Annotated in this window: 17 protein-coding genes; 6 read left to right on the top strand and 11 right to left on the bottom strand. The window is 68.9% G+C overall.

The features are described 5' to 3' along the window. On the bottom strand, positions 1-5,385 hold a 5,385-nt coding region (locus tag VGR06_RS34490), incomplete at its 3' end, for a PA14 domain-containing protein (RefSeq protein WP_327563386.1). A gap of 259 nt (positions 5,386-5,644) precedes the next feature. Here VGR06_RS34490 and VGR06_RS34495 point away from each other — a divergent pair. Beyond that, positions 5,645-6,259, top strand: a complete 615-nt coding sequence (locus VGR06_RS34495; protein ID WP_327563387.1) for a class I SAM-dependent methyltransferase — start codon at positions 5,645-5,647, stop codon at positions 6,257-6,259. On the opposite strand, the gene shbA is transcribed toward VGR06_RS34495, so the two are convergent. Further along, positions 6,256-6,870: an RNA polymerase sigma factor ShbA gene (shbA, locus tag VGR06_RS34500; RefSeq protein ID WP_327563388.1), complete on the bottom strand. Its 615-nt coding sequence runs from the start codon at positions 6,868-6,870 to the stop codon at positions 6,256-6,258. The two genes, VGR06_RS34495 and shbA, sit on opposite strands and share 4 nt — an antisense overlap. A gap of 847 nt (positions 6,871-7,717) precedes the next feature. Here shbA and VGR06_RS34505 point away from each other — a divergent pair. The 3 genes from VGR06_RS34505 to VGR06_RS34515 all read left to right on the top strand — a co-directional run bounded on the left by VGR06_RS34505 (position 7,718) and on the right by VGR06_RS34515 (position 11,297). Further along, positions 7,718-8,683 (top strand): D-2-hydroxyacid dehydrogenase, encoded by a 966-nt coding sequence (locus VGR06_RS34505; protein ID WP_327563389.1) that lies wholly within the window; start codon positions 7,718-7,720, stop codon positions 8,681-8,683. 113 nt (positions 8,684-8,796) lie between these two features. After that, positions 8,797-10,092 carry an acyl-CoA dehydrogenase family protein gene (locus VGR06_RS34510; RefSeq protein ID WP_327563418.1) on the top strand — a complete coding sequence of 432 codons (1,296 nt, stop codon included), beginning with the start codon at positions 8,797-8,799 and terminating at the stop codon, positions 10,090-10,092. Continuing rightward, positions 10,089-11,297 (top strand): acyl-CoA dehydrogenase family protein, encoded by a 1,209-nt coding sequence (locus VGR06_RS34515; protein ID WP_327563390.1) that lies wholly within the window; start codon positions 10,089-10,091, stop codon positions 11,295-11,297. Before VGR06_RS34510 ends, VGR06_RS34515 begins: the two co-directional genes overlap by 4 nt. On the opposite strand, the gene VGR06_RS34520 is transcribed toward VGR06_RS34515, so the two are convergent. The 4 genes from VGR06_RS34520 to VGR06_RS34535 all read right to left on the bottom strand — a co-directional run bounded on the left by VGR06_RS34520 (position 11,298) and on the right by VGR06_RS34535 (position 15,236). Further along, positions 11,298-12,326, bottom strand: coding sequence for a hypothetical protein (locus VGR06_RS34520; protein ID WP_327563391.1), 1,029 nt, complete (start codon positions 12,324-12,326; stop codon positions 11,298-11,300). Between the two features lie 51 nt (positions 12,327-12,377). Continuing rightward, positions 12,378-13,532: a threonine synthase gene (locus VGR06_RS34525; protein ID WP_327563392.1), complete on the bottom strand. Its 1,155-nt coding sequence runs from the start codon at positions 13,530-13,532 to the stop codon at positions 12,378-12,380. A 9-nt stretch (positions 13,533-13,541) separates the two neighbouring features. Then, a complete protein-coding gene (locus VGR06_RS34530) occupies positions 13,542-14,018 on the bottom strand; it encodes a nuclear transport factor 2 family protein (RefSeq protein ID WP_327563393.1) in 477 nt (158 codons plus the stop codon). 159 nt (positions 14,019-14,177) lie between these two features. After that, entirely contained in the window at positions 14,178-15,236 is a 1,059-nt protein-coding gene (locus VGR06_RS34535; protein WP_327563419.1) for an alpha/beta fold hydrolase, read from the bottom strand. Positions 15,237-15,334: 98 nt separating this feature from the next. Here VGR06_RS34535 and VGR06_RS34540 point away from each other — a divergent pair, with 98 nt between their 5' ends. Both VGR06_RS34540 and VGR06_RS34545 read left to right on the top strand, forming a co-directional pair. Beyond that, positions 15,335-16,144, top strand: a complete 810-nt coding sequence (locus VGR06_RS34540) for an SAM-dependent methyltransferase (protein ID WP_327563394.1) — start codon at positions 15,335-15,337, stop codon at positions 16,142-16,144. 18 nt (positions 16,145-16,162) lie between these two features. Next, positions 16,163-16,960 carry an SAM-dependent methyltransferase gene (locus VGR06_RS34545; RefSeq protein WP_327563395.1) on the top strand — a complete coding sequence of 266 codons (798 nt, stop codon included), beginning with the start codon at positions 16,163-16,165 and terminating at the stop codon, positions 16,958-16,960. Here VGR06_RS34545 and VGR06_RS34550 read toward each other — a convergent pair. From VGR06_RS34550 to VGR06_RS34570, 5 genes are all read right to left on the bottom strand, one after another. Beyond that, entirely contained in the window at positions 16,957-17,367 is a 411-nt protein-coding gene (locus VGR06_RS34550; protein ID WP_327563396.1) for a hypothetical protein, read from the bottom strand. The two genes, VGR06_RS34545 and VGR06_RS34550, sit on opposite strands and share 4 nt — an antisense overlap. Positions 17,368-17,437: 70 nt before the next feature. Beyond that, positions 17,438-19,027 carry an alpha/beta hydrolase gene (locus VGR06_RS34555; protein WP_327563397.1) on the bottom strand — a complete coding sequence of 530 codons (1,590 nt, stop codon included), beginning with the start codon at positions 19,025-19,027 and terminating at the stop codon, positions 17,438-17,440. Positions 19,028-19,029: 2 nt separating this feature from the next. Beyond that, positions 19,030-19,326: a hypothetical protein gene (locus tag VGR06_RS34560; RefSeq protein WP_327563398.1), complete on the bottom strand. Its 297-nt coding sequence runs from the start codon at positions 19,324-19,326 to the stop codon at positions 19,030-19,032. Positions 19,327-19,412: 86 nt separating this feature from the next. Then, complete coding sequence (locus VGR06_RS34565; RefSeq protein WP_327563399.1) at positions 19,413-20,642, bottom strand: cyclopropane-fatty-acyl-phospholipid synthase family protein; 1,230 nt, start codon at positions 20,640-20,642, stop codon at positions 19,413-19,415. An 18-nt stretch (positions 20,643-20,660) separates the two neighbouring features. After that, complete coding sequence (locus VGR06_RS34570; RefSeq protein ID WP_327563400.1) at positions 20,661-22,019, bottom strand: FAD-binding oxidoreductase; 1,359 nt, start codon at positions 22,017-22,019, stop codon at positions 20,661-20,663. Positions 22,020-22,026: the final 7 nt, after the last annotated feature.

Consider the following 22,026-nt stretch of genomic DNA (forward strand, 5'->3'; position numbering starts at 1 on the left):
GAGGGTGCCGGTGGGGGTGAGCGGGTCACCGAACGGGGTGTAGGTGCGCAGCGGGCCGGATTGATGACCAGCCTGATCGGTGGTCAAACACAGGTCGCCGCGCACAGACGGATGGTCCCACGTTGACGGGGTGGTGCCGCCGTGCAGGGTGTAGAGGGCCCCGCCGGGCAACACGATGGTGCGGGTGAGCAGGCGTTGGGTGGCGTCGAGGGTGATGTCGGCGGTGTCGCCGCTACTGGTGTAGGTGTAGATGACGGTGGTGGTGGTGTCGCCGGTGGAGGCGTCGCGGCGCACGATGCGGTTGGTCGCGTCGCGGGTATAGGAGACCTCGGCCGGGTCCGGGCCGGTCACCCTCGCGGTGGTGTTGCGGCCGGCGCCGTCCCAACCCAGAGTCGTGGTGGCACTGCCCTGGCTCCAACCCTGGGTGTTGCCGTGGCTGTCGTAGCTGATGGTGGTGATCGGGTTGGTGGCGGTGGTGGCCAGCAGGCGGTCGGCGGCGTCGTAGCAGTAACCGGTGTCGATCGTGCCTGTCGAGGTCTGGTCAAGCAGGTGAACACGGTTGGTGTTCATCCCGGCGGTGCCCTGCGTACCCGACGGGCAACCGGCCGGCGCCAGCGAGGTGAAGTCATAGCTGTAGTGGTGACCGCTCACCCACGCCTGGGTCAACCGACCCACCGCGTCGTAGACATAGTTCGGCGCATTCGGGCGCGCATCGATGCCGCCCAGGGACTCATCGACCACCGTGCCCGCACGGGTGCGACCCACTGTCGAGATCACCGAAACCTGATCACTGGTGCGCCACGTCAACGACGTCACCCGGCCGGCCGGGTCCCTACCGACCGCCGAGAGCGACGAACCGTTGGCGTAGGTCACCGACGCGAGTTCGCCGGCCGCGTCGTAGCTGGGGGTGGCCAAGGTGGTGGTGCCGAGGCGGTGGGTGAGGATGCGGCCGGCGTCGTCGTAGGTGTAGGTGCTGGTCTGGGGCGGGTCGGCCGGGTTGGGTGGGGTGACGGTTTCGGAGACCACCCGGCCGGCCTGGTCGTAGCCGGTGTCGGTGCGCAAACCATAAACGTCCACATAGGACACGACGCGGCCGAGCAGATCCATGCGGGTGGTGATGGTGCCGCGATCGTCCGATACCGAAGTGGTCAGCGGATCACCACCCACCGCGTAGTTCGTCGTCACCGTGCGAGCCGGGGTGCCGGGGAAGGTTTGGGACACGACGCGGTCGCGGGCGTCGTAGCCGGTGCAGGCCCAGTCGCCGGCGGTGGACTTGGCCACCACCCGGCCGGAGGCGTCATAGACCTGTTCGTCCACCCGGGACGGTCCGGTGGCGGGTGTGTGCCCGGTGCTGCGTTTGGCCAGGCCGCCCTGGTTGACGGCGGGGCTACCTGGGATGCAGGGGTTGGTGCGGGTTTCGGTGTCGCCGTAGTAGGTGTAGGTGGTGTGGGCGCTGGTGGGCAGGTCGTGTGCGGTGCGGCGCAGGTAGCCCGTGCCGGGCGGTTCGTAGCTGGTGTTGCGGGACAGGCCGCCGGTGGTGGTGGAGGTGGCCAGCCCGTACACCGGGTCCAGGCCGAGCCCGTCGTAGCGGGTGGTGGTGGTCTGGTCGGGGACACTGTCGGATTCGGTGGTGGTGGAGGAGGTGGTCAGGCCGTAGCGGGGGTGCACGTACTGGGCGGGGATGTTCTCCTCGGCCTGGCCGGGGCGGGCCCAGTTCAGCTGCAGTACCCCGGAGGCGGCGTTGTTGAAGTAGTCGACGCGGATGCGGTGGATGGTGCCGGCAGTGGTGTTGGTGTAGCTGCCGGTGACCTTGGTGGGTGATTGGTCGACCCAGCCGTTGACGACGAGTTGGTCGTCGATCCAGATCCGGACGCCGTCGTCGGACAGCGGCGCGAGCTGGTAGGTGCCGGTGTCGGGCAGTTGGATTTCTCCGGTAAACCGCACGGAGAAGCCGGTGGGTGGGATGCCGGGCGCCGGTGGGGTGGTGCCGTCCCAGCCGGCGATCATCCGGCCGCTGGAGTCGCCGGACCAGGTGGCGTAGACCTTGGGTGTGCCGGTGAGGCCGGTGTTGTCGTAGAGGGCCATGGACAGCCCGGGCAGGCCTTCGTCGTAGCTGGTGTGCTGGTGGGGCACGGTGTTCGCGCAGGCGGTGGTGGGGAGTTGGCCGGTGAAGCAGGACGCGGGGGCGGGTCCGTAGGTGTCGGTGGGGCGGTCGGCATAGTCGTAGACGGTGGTGGACGTCCGCCCGGCCGGGTCGGTCGAGGTGAGCAGTTGGTCCTTGACGCTCCATGTTTGCGAGCTGGTGTGTCCGGTGGCGTCTGTTGTGGACAGTAGACGGTAGACGTCGTCGTAGACGACCTTGGTGAAGAACCCGGCGGCCGGGGACAGGCCGTCGACGTCGACAAAGGTCTGACGGCCGGCCTGAGCGAAGCGGTAGGTGCGGCGCGGTCTCGGCCGGCCGGGTGCCGGTTCGGGCGCGGTGAGCTGGAAGCCTTGGACCCGACCGTTAACCACCGTGTACCCGATGACGGTGTAGGTGCCAATGGTGTTGCGGTTCGGCGGGTCCACGGCGGCCCAGTCCAGGGCGAGGGGATCCCGGACGGCGACGACGCGATCGGCGCTGTCGTAGAGGTAGTCGCTTTCCTCAGCGCCAGGATCCTCGATCCGCTCCAGCCGGCCGCCCTGGTACCACAGGCGGGTTTCGGTTCCGTCCCAGTAGGTGACGCGGCACAGCATCTGCGGCGGCGCGGCGTTGTCCGCGCCGGGCGGCGGACTGGTGGAGCCATAGCAGTCGTCGCCGGGCCGGTTGTAGTGCAGCACGTGCGAGCGGCCGGAGACGGGGTCGCGGATCTCCCGCAGCCGGGACGGGGTGCCGTCGTAGAGGTTCTGCAGTGCGGCCGGGTGCCGCGAGTCCAGTGCCGAGCTCTGGGTTTCCAGCTTGCCGTCGGCGCGGAACACGTACACGTCCGCGCCCTCGGACAGGGTGATGCGGCCCGCGGTGTCGAGGGCGAGGATGCCGTCCTCCCCGTCGGGGGGTGCGTAGCCGCCTGCGGACCTCCTGGTCCAGGTGTGCTTGGCGCCGGTGGCGTCGGTGAGCACGACGGTCTGGTCGGTGCTCACGGCCTGGGTGTAGGTGGCGCCGGTGCCGTCAAGATCGGCGGACAGCGTCCAGCCCTTCGGTAGTGGTGGGGAGTCGCTGGGCGAAAGCCAGTCGGCGGGGATGATCTGCGGCGGCACGGTGGTGCCGTCGGTGGTCTGGGTGAACAGCCGCAGGTAGGCGAAACCGGTCTGCTCGGCCAGTTCCACCTTGACCGGCACCCGCTGCCCCGCCGTCAAGGTGACTGCGGTGGACTGCGACCAGTTCACGTCGCTGCAGCAGCCCACGTTGTAGACCTGGGTGTTGTTGACCCAGATCTTGAGCATGTCGTCGTGCCAGCCGGCGAACTGGTAGCTACCCGCGGCCGGTGCCTGGAAGAAGCCCTCCCAGCGCACCACGAACCAGTCCGCGCCCAGGGCCGGGGCGAACGGCGAATCCAGCACCCAGTCCACGTTGACCTGCGGCTCGGTGCGCACCAGCACCGGTTGCTGGGCGGGATCGATGTTCCCGTTGTGCGACAGGTCGTTGAAGTACGACGCCCGCAGGCCCTTGGCGTCCTGCTGCTGGGAGTTGTAGGTCAGCGTCACCCCGGCGGTGCCGCCGACCGTGGTGAACGTCGGCGACCCGGACGAGGTGGTCACGTTGCCGTTGGCCAGGTTCACCGAGACCGGACCCAGTGTGTCCACCGGCGCCGGGCCCCGGTCGCCAATCCGCTGATCCACCCGGAAATGCCCGGCCCACGGCGGAGCGGCCGTCGTGATCCCGCTGAACGTGCTGGCCGTCCAGGTATAGGCCACCCCGTCCTGCAGCACCCCCACGGGCACCGTCCACGAAGGACCAGGCAGGCAGCCGGAGTCCACCACGACCCCCGACTTGCCATCGCTGCCGGTGGCCACCTTGAAACAGTAGGAAACCGGATCACCGTCCGGATCGGACACCGGGCTGACCGACAGCGCCGGGGTAAGCGTCGTCACCACGCTGTTGTCCGCGGGCGCCACCAGCGCGGCCACAGGCGGGGCGGTCCCGAGGTCCACCGACAGGGTGACCGCAAGGTTCTTGTAGGTCCACACGTCCGGGATCTCCGAACCCACCAGCAGATACCACGCGTCGGCGCGCCCGGCTTCCACCTGACTGCGCAGAAACCAGGTGAACTGATCGAACCGGCCGACCTGACCCACCAGCGCGCTGCCCAGATACGCCCCAACACCGCCGAACCCCACCGGACAGCAGGCGTGATACAGATCCGCGTTGAACGTCCGGTCCACCACCGCCGGGCCGCGCTGGTTGACCACGTCCATCCGCGCGGAGACCACCGTCCGGCCGAACAACGGCGACACGTCGAAATGAAACGCGCTGCGCCACACCTTTCCCTGATCCAGCGGGTTGCCGATCTTCAAACCGCAGTTGGTGCAGGTGGCCCCGTCAGACTTGTAGGCGATGGAGATGTCGTCACCGACGGAGAACGTCGGATCGACACTCACCGGGTAGACCCGCTTCGGGTCCCGCAGCCACGTCTCGTCCACCGAAACCGTGAGCACCCAGCCGTCCGCGGACTTCTCCACGGAGTACCGGCCGCCGGTCAACGCCGGGGGACGGTCCGCGGTGCCGCTCGAGTCCCAGGTTTCGACCGGCGGCAGCACGATCGGGGCCTGGCCGGCTCCGTCGACAAGGGCCACCGCGCCGTCGGGCGTCAGGCCCGGGGTCAACCCGTTGGTGCGCAACCGGAAGCGCCACGACGACGCGCCGGGCCGGGTCAACCGCACGGTCTCCTTCACCGCACCCGCGGTGATCTCGTAGCCCAGATCGGTCTCCGGCAGCACCCCGGCGTAGCCGACCCGGCTGCCCTCCACACTCGCGGCCCTGCCGGCGGCGCCCTCCAGCGCCAGCGACGCCCGCACGCCGTCCACCTCCACCGAGACCAGCGCCGGGTCGTCGGCCCGGGTGGCCAGTGAGGGGTTCAGCGGATGCCGGTTCACCCGCACCCGGCCCGCCTCGGTCCGCAGGCCGGTGTCGACGGGTTGCCACACCCCCCTCGAATCCCGCGCGTTCACCGGAACCGAGGACTGCCTCAAGGTCCGCGTGCCATCCGGGTTCGCATACTCCGTGGCAAACAACGAGCGGGTCGCCACCTGAGAGCGCAGCGCGTCGAAATGCCGTCCTCCGGCCAGCGGCGCGAAGTTCGCGTGTGGATCGGCCGGTGCGGTCGGCTCCGGCGCGGGCGGCTGGCTCGGCAGCAGGGGCACGTCCCGCGGGTCGACGGCGGGCGACGGAGCGGCACGCGCCGTCAATACCGGACCATTCACCGCTTCAACTCCGGAGATTGCCAGGCAGGAAACCAGGGCAAGCAGAAACCAGCGCGCGCGAGCGGGCACGGAAAACCCCCAGAGAGTTCGGCGCGGCCTCCCACAACCGCGCTACCAAACGAACAATGGGGTATCCACCCTGGCGCTGTCACTCCGCCGAACGGCGCAAACGCGGACCGTGTGCGTGCTCGAATGAGACGGACGGTCGATGGACCGGGGGTGGCGGGCACGGCATGCTGTGCCGGTGGCTACCGAACAGCAAGTGCCGGCCTTTGATCTGATCGGGAAACGGTACGACGAGTCCTTCGTGGAACGGGATGTTCAGCTCGCGGAGGGGGCGTGGCTGATCGAGCAGCTTCCGGAGCAGGCACGCGTGCTCGACCTGGGGTGCGGCAGCGGGCTGCCCACCGCCCGGCAGCTGCTGGACGCCGGGGTCGAGGTGGTCGGCGTCGACGAGTCACCGGTCATGCTGGAGCTCGCCGAGCAGCAGGCCTCTGGCGGCACGTACCTGCACCAGGACCTGCGGGAGCTCGGCGACCTCGGTGAGTTCGACGCGGTGGTGGCGTTCTTCGCCCTGCTCATGATCCCCCGCGGCGACATCCCGCCCCTGCTGGCGGCCGCCCGGGCGCACCTGCGCGGCCCGAAGCTGCTGCTGGTCTCCATGGTGCACGGCGACTTCGACTTCTTCCCGATCAACTTCCTCGGCGCGCCGACCAGCGTCTCCGCCTACCCGCCGGACAAGCTCCGCGACGTCGTCACCGCGGCCGGCTACGAGGTGCTCGAGCTGAAGGAGTTCGAGGCCCAGGCAGAGCCGGAACGCATCGAGGTCCAGCTCTACCTACGGGCCAGGGCGGTCTAGAGCCACTCGCTGGCGGCGAGGTTGGCGCGGAGCTTGGCCAGGGCCCGGTGCTGGGCGACGCGGACCGCGGTCGCGGTCAGGCCGATCGCGACCGCGGTCTCCTGTGCCGACAGCCCGACAACCAGGCGCAGCACCAAGATTTCGCGCTGCCGGGGAGCCAATGTGTCCAGTAGCCGCACCAGCCGGGCGCGCACGTCGGCGCGCACGGTCTGCTGCTCGGGGGTGGCTTCGAGGTCGATCCCGTCCGGGACGTCCGCGGCCGGCTCGGCCTTGTCCCGGCCGGCCCGCCGGTAGTGGTCGGCGACCTTGTGCGCGGCGATGCCGTAGACGAACGGCAGGAACGACGCGGGCTCGTCGTCGTAGCGGGGCAGCGCGCCGAGGACGGCCAGGCACACCTCCTGCGCCACGTCGTCGGCGGAGGAGTAGGCCGCGCCGGTACGGCCGATCCTGGCCCTGCAGTAGCGGATGATCGCCGGATGGATCCATACGAATAACGTCCCGATCGCATCCGGGTCCTCAGCCAGCGCCGCCGAGACAAGCTCGTGGAACGCCGCGCTCTTCAGCCTGCCGAAGATCGCGTCTGAGCTTGCACCCGGATCCGGCGCGGACATCGGTTCCGTCGATCCGAGCGGCGACTCAGTTGACGTCACGGACGAGTTCACGCGAACCCCTCATGTCGGAAACACCACCACAACGAGGCCGCCGTCGGTCGGATACGGTGCTGACGCCGCGGACGATGCTGGTGGGTGAAGGCTCCCTTCCCGGCGGAGTCTTCGCTTGCACGGACGGATAATTGCCCATTCAAGCGCGGGGGCGACAGGGTCCAAGGTCCCTATCGACGGGTCTGCCGGTGATCCGGGACTACCAGCCAGGATGCGTGGGGGAGCCGAGTTGATGGATTCGTCTGGACTGAACGGCGTAACGATGATCGTCCGGCGCCCTCTTTCCCTGCGCCCCTAGGTACCGAATACAAAAGGTCGAAGTCGGGCTCGGAAATCTCGCCCGAGGGATCTGTCCGAATGGGAATTGGGCCGTTGAACCACCGCCCGCAGGGCGGACCAAGTTGTCCGATATTCGTTTCTCCACGCCCGGGCCCGCTGATCAGACACCCCACGACCCCATGGGCGCCGGTCGACCTCACACCGATCTGACGACGCCGTGCTCACGGAGAGCAGCCAGCCGAACACCCGATGCCGGGCGGGATACGCCGCTCCCACCAACTGGGACAGAATTGGCCGACTAACCACATGCGACGGCGCGCCGGCCATGATCATAACGACCGAAAATGGGCACACTCGGACGGCTGGACATAACTCTTCCAAAAGAGATTGCCGAACGCTCTTGAATGCTCGTACCTAAGTGGTGGATCATGTCCACAAACCCGTCCACCTCATTACGGACAGCACTCGAATAGTGACAAGCGTGCCTTCCTCTGCCCCAAGGGGCACCATCGACGGTATGCGACAGCGCTCTCACCCGATCGTGGTAGTGCTCGGCGGCCCCGACCTGCCGCCGAGCATTCAGGCGATCAAGGAACGGGCGGTCGTCCGCATCGCCTCGCCGGACCGGCTGCAGGACGAGCTGCCCGGGTCGGAGGTGCTGTTCGCGTGGCGGGCCCGGCCCGGGGTGCTCGACCCGGCCTGGGCCAAGGCCGACGCCCTACGCTGGATCCACACCGCCGCCGCGGGCGCGGGCGCCCTGCTGACCCCCGAGGTGATCGCCAGCGACGTGCTGGTGACCAGCTCACGCGGGCTGTTCGACGAGCCGATCGCCGAGTACGTGCTCGGCCTGATCCTGGCCTTCGCCAAGGACCTGCCGGGCCGGGTCCGGCTGCAGGAGCGCAGAACCTGGCAGCACCGGGAGACCGAGCGGGTCGCCGGCCGCAGCGCCCTGGTGGCCGGTACCGGGTCGATCGGGCGGGCGATCGGCCGGAAGTTACGCGCCGCGGGCATGGTGGTCACCGGTGTGGGGCGCGTGGGCCTGGTGGGTGACCCCGACCTCGGTGAGATAGTCCCGATGGACCGGTGGCTGGACGCGCTGCGCTTCGCCGACTACGTGGTGCTGGCCGCGCCGCTGACCGGCGACACCCGCGGCATGCTGGACAACCGGGCACTGTCCGCCATGAAGCCGACCGCCCGCGTGATCAACATCGGCCGCGGCGGCCTGATCGTGCTGGACGAGCTGGTGCGGGCGCTGCGCGGGGGTGTCATCGCCGGCGCGGCCCTGGACGTGTTCGCCGACGAGCAGCCGGACGACGGCTCGCCGCTGTGGACGATGCCGCACGTACTGATCTCCCCGCACATGTCCGGGCAGGTCGTGGGCTGGCGGGACGAGCTGGTCGCGCTGTTCGTGGACAACCTGTCCCGCTACGTCGAGGGCCGCGAGCTGCGCAACCCCGTGGAGAAGAAGCCCCCGACCGGGTGAGTGCGCCCACAGTGTGCCCGCGTTCCCGCTACCCTACTTTAGAGTAGGTATCGGATGTTACCCGCGAGTAAGGGGCGAGCGCCGTGGCGAGCAGGGACCTGGGACGCAACGCCATCGGGGCGGCGATGGCCGCCCTCAACCGGGTGGCCGGCGCCCGGGCCGTGGCGCGCCTCGGGCTGAAACGGCCGCTCGAGCGGACCGTGTCGCAGGTGACCAAGGCGGGATTCCAGGCGGCCGGGGCGGCCGGGCGGACCTGGGTCGCCGCCCAGCGCCTGGCCGGGCCGCAACGGCCCGCGCCGGCGCCCGAGCGCGGGCTGTTCGACCTGACGCCGACCGAGGACCAGCAGCTCATCCGGGACACCGTGGCGGAGTTCGCCGCCGAGCAGCTCCGGCCGGTCGCGGCGGACGCGGACGCCAAGTGCGAGGCGCCGCAGGGAGTGCTCCGCCTGGCGACCGAGCTGGGGATCACCGCGATCGGGGTGCCCGAGGAGCTCGGCGGGGCGGGCACCGAGCGCTCGGCGGTGACCAGCGTGCTGGTGGCCGAGGCGCTCGCGCACGGCGACCTCGGGCTCGCCGTGGCCTGCCTCGCGCCCGCGGCGGTCAGCACCGCACTGGTGCTGTGGGGCGACGAGGAACAGCAGGCCACGTACCTGCCGCCCTTCGTCGGCGAGCAGGTGCCGGCCGCGGCCCTCGCGGTCCAGGAGCCGCAGCCGCTGTTCGACCCGTTCTCCTTGCGTACCAAGGCATACCGGACCACCGGCGGGTTCGTGCTGAGCGGCGTCAAGTCGCTGGTGCCGCGCGCCGCCGCAGCCGAGCTGCTTGTCGTCGCCGCCGACCTCGAGGGGCGCGGGCCGGCCCTGTTCCTGGTGGAGTCCGGGACCGCGGGGATCACCGTCGAGGCCGAGCCCGGCATGGGGCTGCGCGCGGCGGCGACCGGAAAACTGGTGCTGGACAAGGTGAACGTGCCCGCGGGCGCGCTGCTCGGCGCCGGGCAGTCCACTGTGTACACCGAATGCGTGCGGCTGGCCCGGCTCGGCTGGTGCGCGCTGGCCGTCGGCACCGCGCAGGCCGTGCTGGACTACGTGATCCCGTACGTGAACGACCGGGTGGCGTTCGGCGAGCCGGTCAGCCACCGCCAGGGCGTCGCGTTCAAGGTGGCCGACATCGGCATCGAGCTGGAGGGCATGCGGCTGGTGACGTTGCGCGCGGCCAGCCGGGCGGAGCAGGGCAAGCCGTACGCCCGCGAGGTGGCGCTGGCCCGGAAACTGTGTGCGGACAAGGGAATGGCCATCGGCAGCGACGGCGTGCAGTTGCTCGGCGGGCACGGTTACGTCAAGGAGCACCCGGTCGAGCGGTGGTACCGCGACCTGCGTGCGATCGGCCTGATGGAAGGTGCGGTGCTGGTATGACGATCAACCTCGAGATCCCGAAGAAGTTCGAGGCGCTGGTCGACCGCGCGCATCAGGCGGCCGAGGCGTTCTTCCGGCCCAACTCGCGCAAGTACGACCGGTCCGAGCACACCTATCCCACGGAGCTGGACACGCTCGCCGCGCTGCTGGACGGGTTGAACGCCACCGGAAACGGCGCCGGGGCCGGCGGCGTCCGGCGTAGTGGCACCACCGGCGGCGACGGGGTGAGCAACGGCGCGAACCTGGCCGTCGCACTCGGCACGATGGAGATGTGCTGGGGCGACGTCGGGCTGCTGCTGTCGATGCCGCGCCAGGGCCTGGGCAACGCCGCGATCGCCGCCGTGGCCAATGAGGAGCAGCGCAAGCGGTTCGCCGGCATCTGGGCGGCGATGGCGATCACCGAGCCGGACTGCGGCTCCGACTCCGCGGCCATCCGCACCACCGCGACGCTCGACGGCGACCACTACGTGCTCAACGGCGAGAAGATCTTCGTCACCTCCGGCGAGCGCGCCGGCGCCGTCGTCGTCTGGGCCACGCTCGACAAGTCGAAGGGCCGGGCCGCCATCAAGTCCTTTGTGGTCGAACGCGGCACGCCGGGCTTCGAGTTGGTGCGCCTGGAGCACAAGCTCGGCATCCGCGCCTCCGACACCGCGCACTTCCGGCTGGACAACGTGCGCGTGCCGCGCGAGAACCTGCTCGGTAGCCCCGAGATCAACACCGAGCAGGGCTTCGCCGGCGTCATGCAGACCTTCGACAACACGCGGCCGCTGGTCGCCGCCATGGCCGTCGGCGTCGCCCGCGCCGCCCTCGAGGAAACCCGCCGGACAATTGAGGAAGCCGGCGTCGAGATCTCCTACGACCGCCCGCCCCACACCCAACATGCCGCCGCGGCCGCGTTCCTCGCCATGGAAGCCGACTTCGAGGCCAGCTACCTGCTCACGCTCGAAGCCGCGTGGATGGCCGACAACAACAAACCCAACTCCCTGCACGCCTCCTACGCCAAGGCCAAAGCCGGCCGCTCCGCCACCGACATCACCCTGCGCTGCGTGGAACTCTGCGGCACCCTCGCCTACTCCGAGAGTTCGCTCCTCGAAAAATGGGCCCGCGACGCCAAGATCCTCGACATCTTCGAAGGCACCCAGCAGATCCAGCAACTCATCGTCGCCCGCCGCCTGCTCGGCAAGACCAGCGCCGAGCTGAAATAATCAGAGGGCGTCGGGCAGCTCCAGCGCAGCCCGCATACGCCATAGTTCCTGCAGCGCATGCGGCGCACTGGCCGACCAGCACCGACCTTCGGAGTCACCCGTCTCCCAGTTGGAGATGATATCGTTAACCGTTCGGCGGTCGAACTTCAGCCATTGAAATGTCTGAGCCTCATAGAGGCTGTGCGCGTCCGAAATTCGGCGATCGATCTCGCGCCGAGACAGGTGGGTCTTCACCTGCGAGTATACTTTCACCTGCGCCGTTCCGGCGTCATACCCGAGCCAGGAGACGTTCATGTCCCCGTAGTCCGACGGTTCGAGGTTCAGCTCCTCGCGCAGGCACCGCTCACTCAGCCCGAACAGGTCCTCGATGACCCCACCTGGCCTCTCGGACGCGGACAGCTGCATCGTCTCGTTCGGCCCGACCGTCCAGACGCCTCGCTTGAAATCGACCGCACTGGAGCGCTGTATCGCCAGGAAGCGGTTGTCCAGCGTCATCAGCGCGACATTGACCTTGATCGAGCTCGGCGGCGCGCTGTGCACGAACTCCATCATTCTTCCGTGTGTCATCGCCGCCCGGATCGCCGACCGGGCTTCGGGGTGCCGTTTGAGATACTCCATCGTGGCCAGATGTTCCGGGTAGGTGCACGCCGCCACCGTGTAGTGGAACAGCCGGCCTTCCCGGCTCTCGCGATGATCTACCGTCGCGTCGACCAGGTAGGCGATATCCCCGGAATGTGTCTGCGCGAACTCGTCGCGCAGCTCCGCCCATATGGCCTGGTCGAACCAGGCCTGCGCCGGCCGCCGGTTGGCCACCTTCATGACGACATTGTCACGATCGAGGCTGCGTCGAAAGGTCCACCGGTTGAGTACGAAGAGATCCACCTCAGTCGGGTCGAAATCCAGAATCTTGAGCCGAGCCGCCTTCCAATCGGCGATGAGCAGCCGAATGCGCCGCCTCCTGCCCCACATGAAGTTCGCGATGATACTGGTGACAATCCCGCTGACAAAGCCCAAGAGGACGGCATTCACAAGTGGATCTTAGACCTGGCCGGATGCCGACGGGAATGGCAACTGTCCTCGTCAGGGGTACTTGATGCCGGCGCCGGTGTTGAGCACCACCACCTCGTCATCCGGGGTGAGCCAGCCGGACTCGCGGAGCGCACGGGCGGCGGCCAGGGTGGCGGCGCCCTCGGGGCAGATGAAGGCGCCCTCGAGCCGGGCGCAGCGGGCCTGCTCGGCCAGCGTGTCCTCGTCGTCGACGGCGATCGCGGTGCCCTCGGTGGCGTACAGCGCGTCCAGGATCAGCGCGTCGCCGAGCGGTTTGGGCACGGTGAGGCCGAAGGCGACGGTGTGCGGGTCGGGCCATGGTTCGGCGCGCGGCGCCCGCTGTTCGAAGGCGCGGACGATCGGGGCGCAGCCGGTGGACTGGACGGCGACCAGGCGCGGGGACGGGCCGGTGAGCCAGCCCAGGTCGCGTAGTTCGCCCAGCGCCTTGTGGATGCCGATGAGCCCGACACCGCCGCCGGTCGGGTAGAGGATCACGTCCGGGGTGCGCCAGCCGAGTTGCTCGACCAGCTCGAGGCCCATGGTTTTCTTGCCTTCCAGGCGGTACGGCTCCTTCAGCGTGGAGACGTCCTGGAAATCGGGGCGGGTAGCCAGCTCTTCGGCGATGAGTGCGCCGCACTGTCCGATGTGTCCGTCCAAAAGATACAGTTCGGCGCCGGCGATCTCGCACTCCCGGCGGGTGATCACAGGAGCGCCGAGCGGCATGGCGATGAGGCTCGCCAGGCCGCCGCGGGCCGCGTACTGGGCCCAGGCCGCGCCGGCGTTTCCGTTGGTGGGCATGGCGATGCCGGTGACACCGAGCTCGCGGGCCCGGGACGCGCCGACCGCGGCGCCGCGGGCCTTGAACGAGCCGGTCGGGATGAGGCCCTCGTCCTTCATCAGCAACCGCGGCAGGCCGTACTCGGCGCCCAGCCGCGGCAGGCCCAGCAGTGGCGTCATGCCCTCGCCGAGGCTGATCACGGAGGACGGGGAGCGGACCGGCAACAGCTCGTGGTAGCGCCACAGGGTCGGTGGCCGGGCGGCGATCTCCTCCCGGGAGGCCCGTACCTGTCCGAGGTCGTACCGGGCGAACAGCGGGGACCCGCACGCGCACAGGTTGTTGACCAGCTCGGGGTCGTACCCGGCGCCGCACGCGGGACATTCCAATGCGTGCAGCGCCGAGTACGTCACATGATCAGCCTAGAGAACCGGCGTGTTCTGGTCGTTGAGCACCTTCCACTGTCCGTGCACGCGGGTCCAGGTCAGCGAGTTCACGAAATGCGCGTGGAAGTTCAGCGACGGGATGTCCAGGGTGAAGTCGCTGACGATGACCGCGGTCGTGCAGCCCTCCACGTTCTTCTTGATGGTCGGGAACACCGCGGAGAACTCGAGCGTGAACAGGCCCGCGAAGTTGTTCCGGATCTGCGCGTTGGTCGTGGTCACGTCGCCCGCGGTGCCGATCGTGGTCGCGTCCTGGTGATAGTGCGACACGAACTCGTCCAGGCGCTTGCCCAGGAACGCGTCGTCGAACTTTCTCACCGTCTCGTCGAACTGGCGCGCACACCCTCGCGCGGCACCGCCGCTGGCCGTGTCGGTGCTGTCCGGGCTCGCCGCGGCCGGCCCCGCGAGCGTTCCGGCCAGCGCGAGGCCGGCCAGCACAATGCCGTACTTACGCATGGAAGGACTCCTTATGTCCAGAGGTTGACAACTGCCCGGAGGGCACTATGCCCGAATCCCGGCGGGCACAGTCAAGAAATCGCCAAGAAGGTGCAAAGTTGTGCGTTGCGCACAGGCCGGCCGTTTCGCTGGGTACCTGCCCGAATACCCTGCGGCAAATCACCCCGGATTGTGGGCGGCGAGGAACTCGTCGATGTGCACCCAGGTCGTGCTCCGCGCGCCGCGACCGGTCAGCACCCCGAGGTGCCCGCCCGGGCACACCTCGAACCGCACCTCGGCCGCGTTCTCCAGCACGTCAACGAGTCTGCGCACGGCCGCCTGCGGGGCGATGCCGTCCCCCTTGCCGGCGACCACGAGCACCGGCACCTTCACGTTGCCCAGCGAGATCCGCCGGCCGCCGAGGTCGACCTCCCCTTCGGCCAGATCGTTCGCCCGGAAAAAGCGGTGATAAAGCTGCCCGAAAGTGCGACCCGGGTAGGCGACCATGTTGTCGGTGAACCGGTCCACCGCCTCGATCTGCGCGAGAAACTCCCGGTCGTCCAAATGCGAGAGGATGGCCACCGGCTTGGTGACCATCTTGTCGAACGCGGAGAGCTGGAACGCCCGCTTCACCAGGGCGCGCGGGGCGCCGCCGAGCACCCGGTAGACCGGCGTCAGGATCCAGCCGTTGGTCAGGTCGGCCAGCGGCTTGATGGGCGCGACCAGCGGAATCGCGGTCATGTCGATCGGCGCGGCCACGGTCGCGATCGAGGCGACCGGCAGCCCCGGCTGGTCCGCGCGGGTCAGCAGCGACATGATCCCGCCGAGACACCAGGCCACGACATGCACCGGCTGCCCGCCGGCGTCCGCGCTGACCGCCCGGATCGTGCGCGGCAGCACCTCGTCGATCCAGTGCTCGAGCCCGAGCCGGCGGTCGGAGAAGCTGACCGTGCCGTAATCCACGAGGTAGAGCCGGCGCCCGGTCTCGAGCAGGTGCTCGGCCAGGCTGCAGCCGCGCCGCAGGTCGAAGCAGGTCGCCGGCGCGGCCAGCGGCGGCACCAGCAGCACCGGCTCGCCACCGAGCGTGCGCCCGGGCGCGATGAACCGGTACACCCACCGGTTCGGCCCCTTGTCGATCAGCGTCCGCGGCACCGGCCGAAGGTCGGCGACCCCACCGCGCAGCACCTTGTCGAGCACGTTCGGCGTGGCGGCGGAGACCCAGGCGGATGCTGATGTCAGTGCTGACACCACAGCGGCTGCCCTCCATCTGATCGGTCCTGTCCGTGTCCATCTTGCGTCGCCCGCCGCGACGCGGCCAACTGGCTAGGATCGGTCACATGCCAGCCGAGCGGCCGTCGTGGGCTCCGCAGCACATCGACCTGGACCGGGCGAACGCCGCTCGAATCTACGACTACTTCCTCGGCGGCGCCTGCAACTTCGAGCACGACCGGGAGTTCGCCGACAAGTTCCTGCAGATCCTGCCGGACGCGGAAATGGCCGCCCGGCGCAACCGCGCCTTTCTGCGCCGGGCCGTCCGGTACTGCGTCGGCCACGGCATCCGGCAGTTCCTCGACCTCGGTTCGGGCATTCCGACGGTCGGCAACGTGCACGAGATCGCCCAGGGCATGGCCCCGGAGTGCCGGGTGCTCTACGTCGACAACGAGCCGGTGGCCGTCGCACACAGCGAGCTGATGCTGGAGGGAAACGAGAACGCGGCCATCCTGCAGGCCGACCTGTGCGACCCGGACACCATCCTGAACTCCGGCTCGGCGCACCGCCTGCTCGACCTCGACGCGCCGATCGCCCTGCTCCTGGTGGCCGTCCTGCACTTCGTCCCCGACTCGGCCGACCCCCAGGCAGCGATCAAACGCTACCTCGGCGCGCTCGCGCCGAGCAGCTACCTCGTGCTCTCCCACGGCACCGACCACGGCATCGAGACCACGCCGATGGCGAAGGACCGGACCTACGAGCGCACCTCCACCCCAGGCCTCTCCCGCAGCCGCAAGGAGATCCTGGACCTCATGGCCGGCACCGACCTGGTCGAACCCGGCCTGGTCTGGACGCCCGAATGGCGCCCCGACACCCCCGACGACACGACCCGCCCCGAGCGCTCCCTCGTGCTCGCCGGAGTCGGCCGGAAACCCTGACGACCTAGGATCGGTGCCATGCCAGCCGAGCGACCGCCCTGGGCTCCGCAGCACATCGACCTGGACCGGCCGAACGCCGCCCGGATCTACGACTACCTCCTCGGCGGCGCCTGCAACTTCGAGCACGACCGGCAGTTCGCCGAAAAGGCCATGCAGGTCATGCCGGAGATCGAGCAAGCGGCCCGGCGCAACCGCGCATTTCTCGGCCGCGCCGTCCGCTTCTGTGTGAGCCAGGGCATCCGCCAGTTCCTCGACATCGGTTCCGGTATCCCGACCGTCGGCAACGTGCACGAGATCGCCCAACGCATGGCCCCGGACTGCCGGGTGCTCTACGTCGACAACGAGCCGGTCGCCGTCGCCCACGCCGAACTGATCCTGGAGGGCGTCGAGAGCACCGCCATTCTGCAGGCCGACCTGTGCGACCCGGACACCATCCTGAACTCCGAGTCGGCGAACCGGTTACTCGACTTCACCCAGCCGATGGCCCTGCTCATGCTGGCCGTGCTGCACTTCGTCCCGGACCCCGACTCGGCCATCCAGCGGTATCTGAAGACCATGGCACCCGGCAGCTACTTCGTGGTCTCCCACGGCTGCATCGAGACCCCCACCGCCGCCGCGGTCGCCGACTCCTACCAGCGAACCCCCACCCCCGGCGTCCGCCGCACCCGCCAGGAGATCCTGGACCTCATGGCCGGCACCGAACTGCTCGAACCCGGCCTGGTCTGGACCCCACAATGGCGCCCGGACTCCCCCGACGACATCGGCGACCACCCCGAACGCGCCATCACCGTCGCCGCCATCGGCCGCAAACCCTAACCCCTCGGCCGCCCATTCGGCCACACACAAGGCGAGTCAGCGGCGAGGATCATCAGTCCAGCATCGTTGGTCGTCAGAGCCATTCGGAATGAATCCTTCGTGTTTTCCACCCTCAGGCTCCGATCACCAGACCTCCAGTTGTTGGTCACCCGGAATTCGTGTGAGGTCCACCATTGCTGGGCCGCCTGGAAGTAGTTGTCGACTTCACCGGCAGGCACATCATGGACCTGGTACACCAAAGAGGCGAAGACCCGTCCCGGCGGGCCGCCATCAGTGGGGTCGGCACAGTCCGAATTCTGCCGGAAGGTCATCTCTGGCCGCGCCGGCGCGGGAAGGGTCTCGAGGAACCACTGCGCGTAATCCTCAGCGCGCTGCTCAGCTTGACTGATCGTGATGGTGTTCTGCATGGGCTCCTCCCGAGAACCGCACGCTGTGACAAGGACGGCAACGAGCCCGACGAAAAGCCCGAATTTTCGACTAGTGCGCATCAGGCACCTGGCCGGCGATGATCTTCCCCATGTTCTCGAGGGCGGGATTCGTGGTGCCCCAATATTGACTGTGGGCCGCTCCGCTGTAGCCTCCGGTGTACCAGGGTCCCGCGGTGCCAGGGGCGGATGCGAAGACGTGCGCACCGAACTGCGTCCCAGCGGGATCCGGACCGTGTACGTCGTGCGGATCCTCGATGTTGGACATGTGGATGATGTCGTGATCAGCGACCGTGGCGTAGATGTGGTCGGTCGGAAAGTTCAGCCCGCCGGCATTGCCGACTCCGACCCCAGGGCTGCCAACGAAAACCAGTTCGTCGGCGTTGAGCCCCTCGTCGCGCGCGGCGTGCCCGATGACGGTGGAACCGTAGCTGTGACCAAGAACGGTGTTGTGAGAAGGGGCACCCTCGTGGGTGGCCCGTAGGCCGTCCTGAAAACGATCGAGATTCTTCTTGGCGCCGTCGGCGAACTGCTCCTCGGCGGCCTCGGGGACGACGTTCTGCGGGGCTTCATAGCCAACCCAAGTGATGACGGCAGTCGACGGTGAGCCCGCATTCGCCGCGGCTTGAAGCATCAGATCCGAACGATTGATGTCGCCGCCGACATTGGCGAGGTTGGCGCCGGTGCCGGGAATGTAGGTGGCGACGTTGGTGGCGGTGTCGGGGTTGCCGGAGGCGATGATGGCTCGGCCGTTTCCCTGGCCGTCGACGGCGAGGAGGAAGGCTTCGGCGGGGGCCATGAAGTTCAGCCGCTTCTCGATGTCGTCGATGCCGTGGAGCTTGTCGGTGACCTGTTTCAGCCAGAGTTCCTCGTCGTGGGTGCGGTGTTTGGCGAGGAGACGTTGCTGGTCGGCGAGCAGTTCGGATTTCTCCTCGGTGAGGCGGAGGCGGTTGGCGCGGTCCCGAGCCAGCGCCGGAACCCCGTCGAGCGCGCCGAGCTCGGCGGCGCGGGTGAAGAGCAGAGATTCCTGTTGCATCGGGGAGAGGGAATCCCACCATTTCTTGACGTCGGTGGGAGCGGTGCCGCGCGGCGGGATCGCCGTTGCGGCGGCGGTCGTGGTCGCATCACCCCCGGGCGCGGCGAGGCCGACCGCCTCGGCGGTGAGGTTGCGGAGGGCCGCCGCGATCTCGGCGTCGGCCTGGTTGGCCTCGGCCATCGCCGCGTGGAAAACGGGCTGGTACTTGGCGATGACGTCCCGGATCTGCGCCGCTTCATCGCCGTAGCGGGTGCGGCTGTGGTGGTCGGTAATCGTGCCGTCGGCGGCCACGGTCAGGCTCCAGTAGCCGACCTCGGCGGCGCCTTCGGCGATTCTCGCGTGAGCCGCGCCGATGCGGTCGCCGGCCTGGCGGAGAAGCAGGTATGCCGCGTGCAGGGCGTCCGCGCCGGCCAGGAAACGCTGTTCGTGCTCGCGGAAAGTGGCCTTGCCCGCGTCGGCCGCGGCACCGGTCCACGCTTCGAGCTTGTCCACAGCACGGCGGACGTCGTAGCCGCGTTCCTTGATGGTGTTGTACATGTCGAACCAGGCGGACTCGCCCTGGCGGAACACGTAGGGGTCGATGTCCCGGAGGTCGGCGAAGGACACCATCACCGGCCTCCGAGGGCATGAGTGTTGCTCACTTCGGTGGCAAGGTACCTGGCCGCGTTGAGGTCCAGCGTGTCGCCGTCCACGGCCAGTTTGGCCGCCTGGGTCTGGATCGCCTGCTGCCAGCTCGACTCGCACTCCGCGGCCGCCCGCATCAGGTCGAAGCCAGGAGCCTGGTCGTTCATGGCGTCCTGGACCCCGCTGAACACCGCGGCGTCGCGAAGGACCTGCTCCGCGATGCCGCACAACTCGACCGCCGCCGTTTGCAGAACCTCCGGCTTGACCGTGAACCCGTCCATCTCGTCCCCTCGCTCCCACTGGCCGTCATTGTGACGCACCTCATCACGGGTCGGAGCCAGATGGTTACGGAAACGAGTAGGAATACTTACCAGTCGGGGCGCAGCGGCATGTGCGACCGATCTCCATCCAGGCGCACGCCGAGAACCTGGTGCAGCTGGATGGTGTTGCGGTCGAAGCCGAGGCGTGACGCCGCCATGTACAGCCGCCAGACCCGGGCGCGGCCTTCGCCGACCTCGCGGACGGCGTCGTCCCAGTGCTTGTCGAGGTTGGCGCACCAGGCGGCCAGGGTGCGGGAGTAGTGCTCGCGGAGGTTCTCCTCGTGCCGCACCTCGAAGCCGTTGTCGTGCATCTCGGAGAGGATCCGACCCGGGCCTTCCAGCTCGCCGTCGGGGAACACGTAGTTGTTGATGAAGCCACCGGTGTGCGGGGGCTGGCGGTTGTCCGGGCGGGTGATGCAGTGGTTGAGCAGCCGGCCGCCGGGGCGCAGCTTTCCGCGCAGGAACTGGAAGTATGCCGGGAGATTGGCCGCGCCGATGTGCTCGGTGAGGCCGATCGAGCTGACCACGTCGAAATCGGACTCGGTGACGTCGCGGTAGTCGAGGTGGCGCACCTCGGCGAGCTCGGACAGGCCGGCCTCGGCGATGGCCTTCTGCGCCCATTCGGCTTGCCGGCGGGACAACGTCACGCCGAGGGCACGTACGCCGTAGTGCCGGGCCGCGTGCATGACCATGCCGCCCCAGCCGCAGCCGACGTCGAGCAGCCGCATTCCCTCAACCAGCCCGAGCTTGCGGGCGACAAGATCGTGCTTGGTCCACTGGGCTTCCTCGAGCGTGGCCTCCTCGGTCGGGTACACCGCACAGGTGTAGGCCATCGACTCCCCGAGAACCCATTCGTAGAACCGGTTCGACACGTCGTAGTGGTGCGCGATCGCGGCCTGGTCCCGGGCCTTGGAGTGCCGCCGGCCGTGCAGCCGGGACTCCGCCGCGGGCCGGCGCACCGGCCACCAGAGCCGCGACCAGCCCAGCCGGAGCGCGAGCTCCGCCTTCACTTTGGCGGGTATGCCTTCCAGCGTGCTGGACGCCATGCTGGACAGCGCCGTGTACATGTCGCCGGCGATGTCCAGGTGGCCGCTCACGTAGGCCCGGGCCAGCCCCAACTCTCCGGGGGCGGAGGCCAGGTGGGACAGGGCGAGTGGCGAGCGCACCTCCAGGCGCACCGGCGCGTCCGGCTGCCCGGCGCGGGTTCCGTCGTAGGCGCGAAACTCGATCGCACCGCCACTGCCAATCGCGCGTTCGAAAACCTCGGCCAGTCGCACGAGGACAGCTCCCTTCTCCTATCGCGCCCGCACGCACTTGTCGTAGAGGTCGGGCAACCGGCCCCGGGGGTCGTAGGTCTGTTTCAACTCCCGGTAGATCCTTCCGTTATACAGCGACCAGAACTCGTCTTCCCCGAAGAATGACGTGGAGTACAACGACTTGTGGCCGCCCAGTTCGACGACTTTACGCTCGATCAGCCGATTGTGCGCCCCGTCCGGTTCGTCCGAATCCAGGGGGACGGTCGCCCAGAAGCCCACGTTGACGTACAGCGTCTCCGGATCCATCGGGTACAGCGGCCAAGTCTGCCTGTCCCGCAGGCGAACCGGGCACAGCCACACCGGCGAGATGCCGATCTCGGTGTGGAAGAAGTCGAGGAAGTCGGCCAGCCGGTCCACCGGGATCTCCACGTCCTGGATCACCGGCTCGCGGGCGGGCGCCTTCTGCAGCTTGGCCACCCGCTCGGAGAGCCGGTGCCGCCGGTCGAACGCCACGATCCGCCGGTACACATCGGACCGCAGGTAGCGGCGCGGCCACAGCCGGCGCACCACCGGATGCTGCGCGCCCAACGCCTGGGAGCACCAGAACCAGTCGGTGTCCCAGCGCCACAGGTAGTCGCGTGTGGACAGTCGGTCACCGGACCGGGTCCGGATGGACCGGTAGTAGATCTCCCGCCCGGTGTAGTCGGACAGGCCGGCCGCGGCCTGGCCGAACGTGCCCAGCGTGAGGTACAGCTCGCCGGGGGAGAACACCGTGCCGTCGATGAAGTCCACTCGTTCGCCGGCGTGCTCGCGGCCGGCGCAGATCTCGCCGATGGCGGCGGCGGCCTTGGCCTCGTCAGTGAAATGGACGTGCCGCAGCGACACCGTCGGAGTCACCGGCTCCAGCTCGATCCGCAGCCGCAGCGCATAGCCGAGCGTGCCGTAGGAGTTCGGGAAGCCGTAGAACAGCGCGCGGTGCTCGTTGTCCGGCCGGGCCAGCACGACCTCGCCGGAGCCGGTGAGGATCTCCATCTCCAGCACCGACTCGTGCGGCATGCCGTTGCGGAACGACGACGACTCGATGCCGAGCCCGGCCACCGCGCCACCCAGCGTGATCGTCTTGAGCTGCGGCACCACCAGCGGCATCAGGCCGTGCGGCAGCGTGGCGTCGGCCAGCCGCTCGTAGGTGGTCATGCCGCCGACGTCGGCCGTGCGGGCCGCCGCGTCGACGTGCAGCACGTCGCCGAACGCGCTGACGTCCAGCGCCTGCCGGCCGGGCGGCTCGCGGAACCGGAACAGGTTGGACGTCGGCTTGGCCAGCCGGATCGGCGCGCCTGCCGGCTGGGCGGCCAACTGGGCACGGAGCGTGTCGACCGCCCGGTCATGCTTCACCCGCATGACCTTC

It is taken from the genome of Actinophytocola sp., from assembly GCF_036002505.1.
Lineage (GTDB): Bacteria > Actinomycetota > Actinomycetes > Mycobacteriales > Pseudonocardiaceae > DASYTH01.

Bases quoted from the DNA above. Each gene is read 5' to 3' on its own strand.
- VGR06_RS34505 (WP_327563389.1), top strand. From the start codon at position 7,718: ATGCGACAGCGCTCTCACCCGATCGTGGTAGTGCTCGGCGGCCCCGAC.
- VGR06_RS34550 (WP_327563396.1), bottom strand. From the start codon at position 17,367: ATGCAGAACACCATCACGATCAGTCAAGCTGAGCAGCGCGCTGAGGAT.
- VGR06_RS34560 (WP_327563398.1), bottom strand. From the start codon at position 19,326: ATGGACGGGTTCACGGTCAAGCCGGAGGTTCTGCAAACGGCGGCGGTC.
- shbA (WP_327563388.1), bottom strand. From the start codon at position 6,870: ATGTCCGCGCCGGATCCGGGTGCAAGCTCAGACGCGATCTTCGGCAGG.
- VGR06_RS34570 (WP_327563400.1), bottom strand. From the start codon at position 22,019: ATGCGGGTGAAGCATGACCGGGCGGTCGACACGCTCCGTGCCCAGTTG.
- VGR06_RS34545 (WP_327563395.1), top strand. From the start codon at position 16,163: ATGCCAGCCGAGCGACCGCCCTGGGCTCCGCAGCACATCGACCTGGAC.
- VGR06_RS34540 (WP_327563394.1), top strand. From the start codon at position 15,335: ATGCCAGCCGAGCGGCCGTCGTGGGCTCCGCAGCACATCGACCTGGAC.
- VGR06_RS34515 (WP_327563390.1), top strand. From the start codon at position 10,089: ATGACGATCAACCTCGAGATCCCGAAGAAGTTCGAGGCGCTGGTCGAC.
- VGR06_RS34530 (WP_327563393.1), bottom strand. From the start codon at position 14,018: ATGCGTAAGTACGGCATTGTGCTGGCCGGCCTCGCGCTGGCCGGAACG.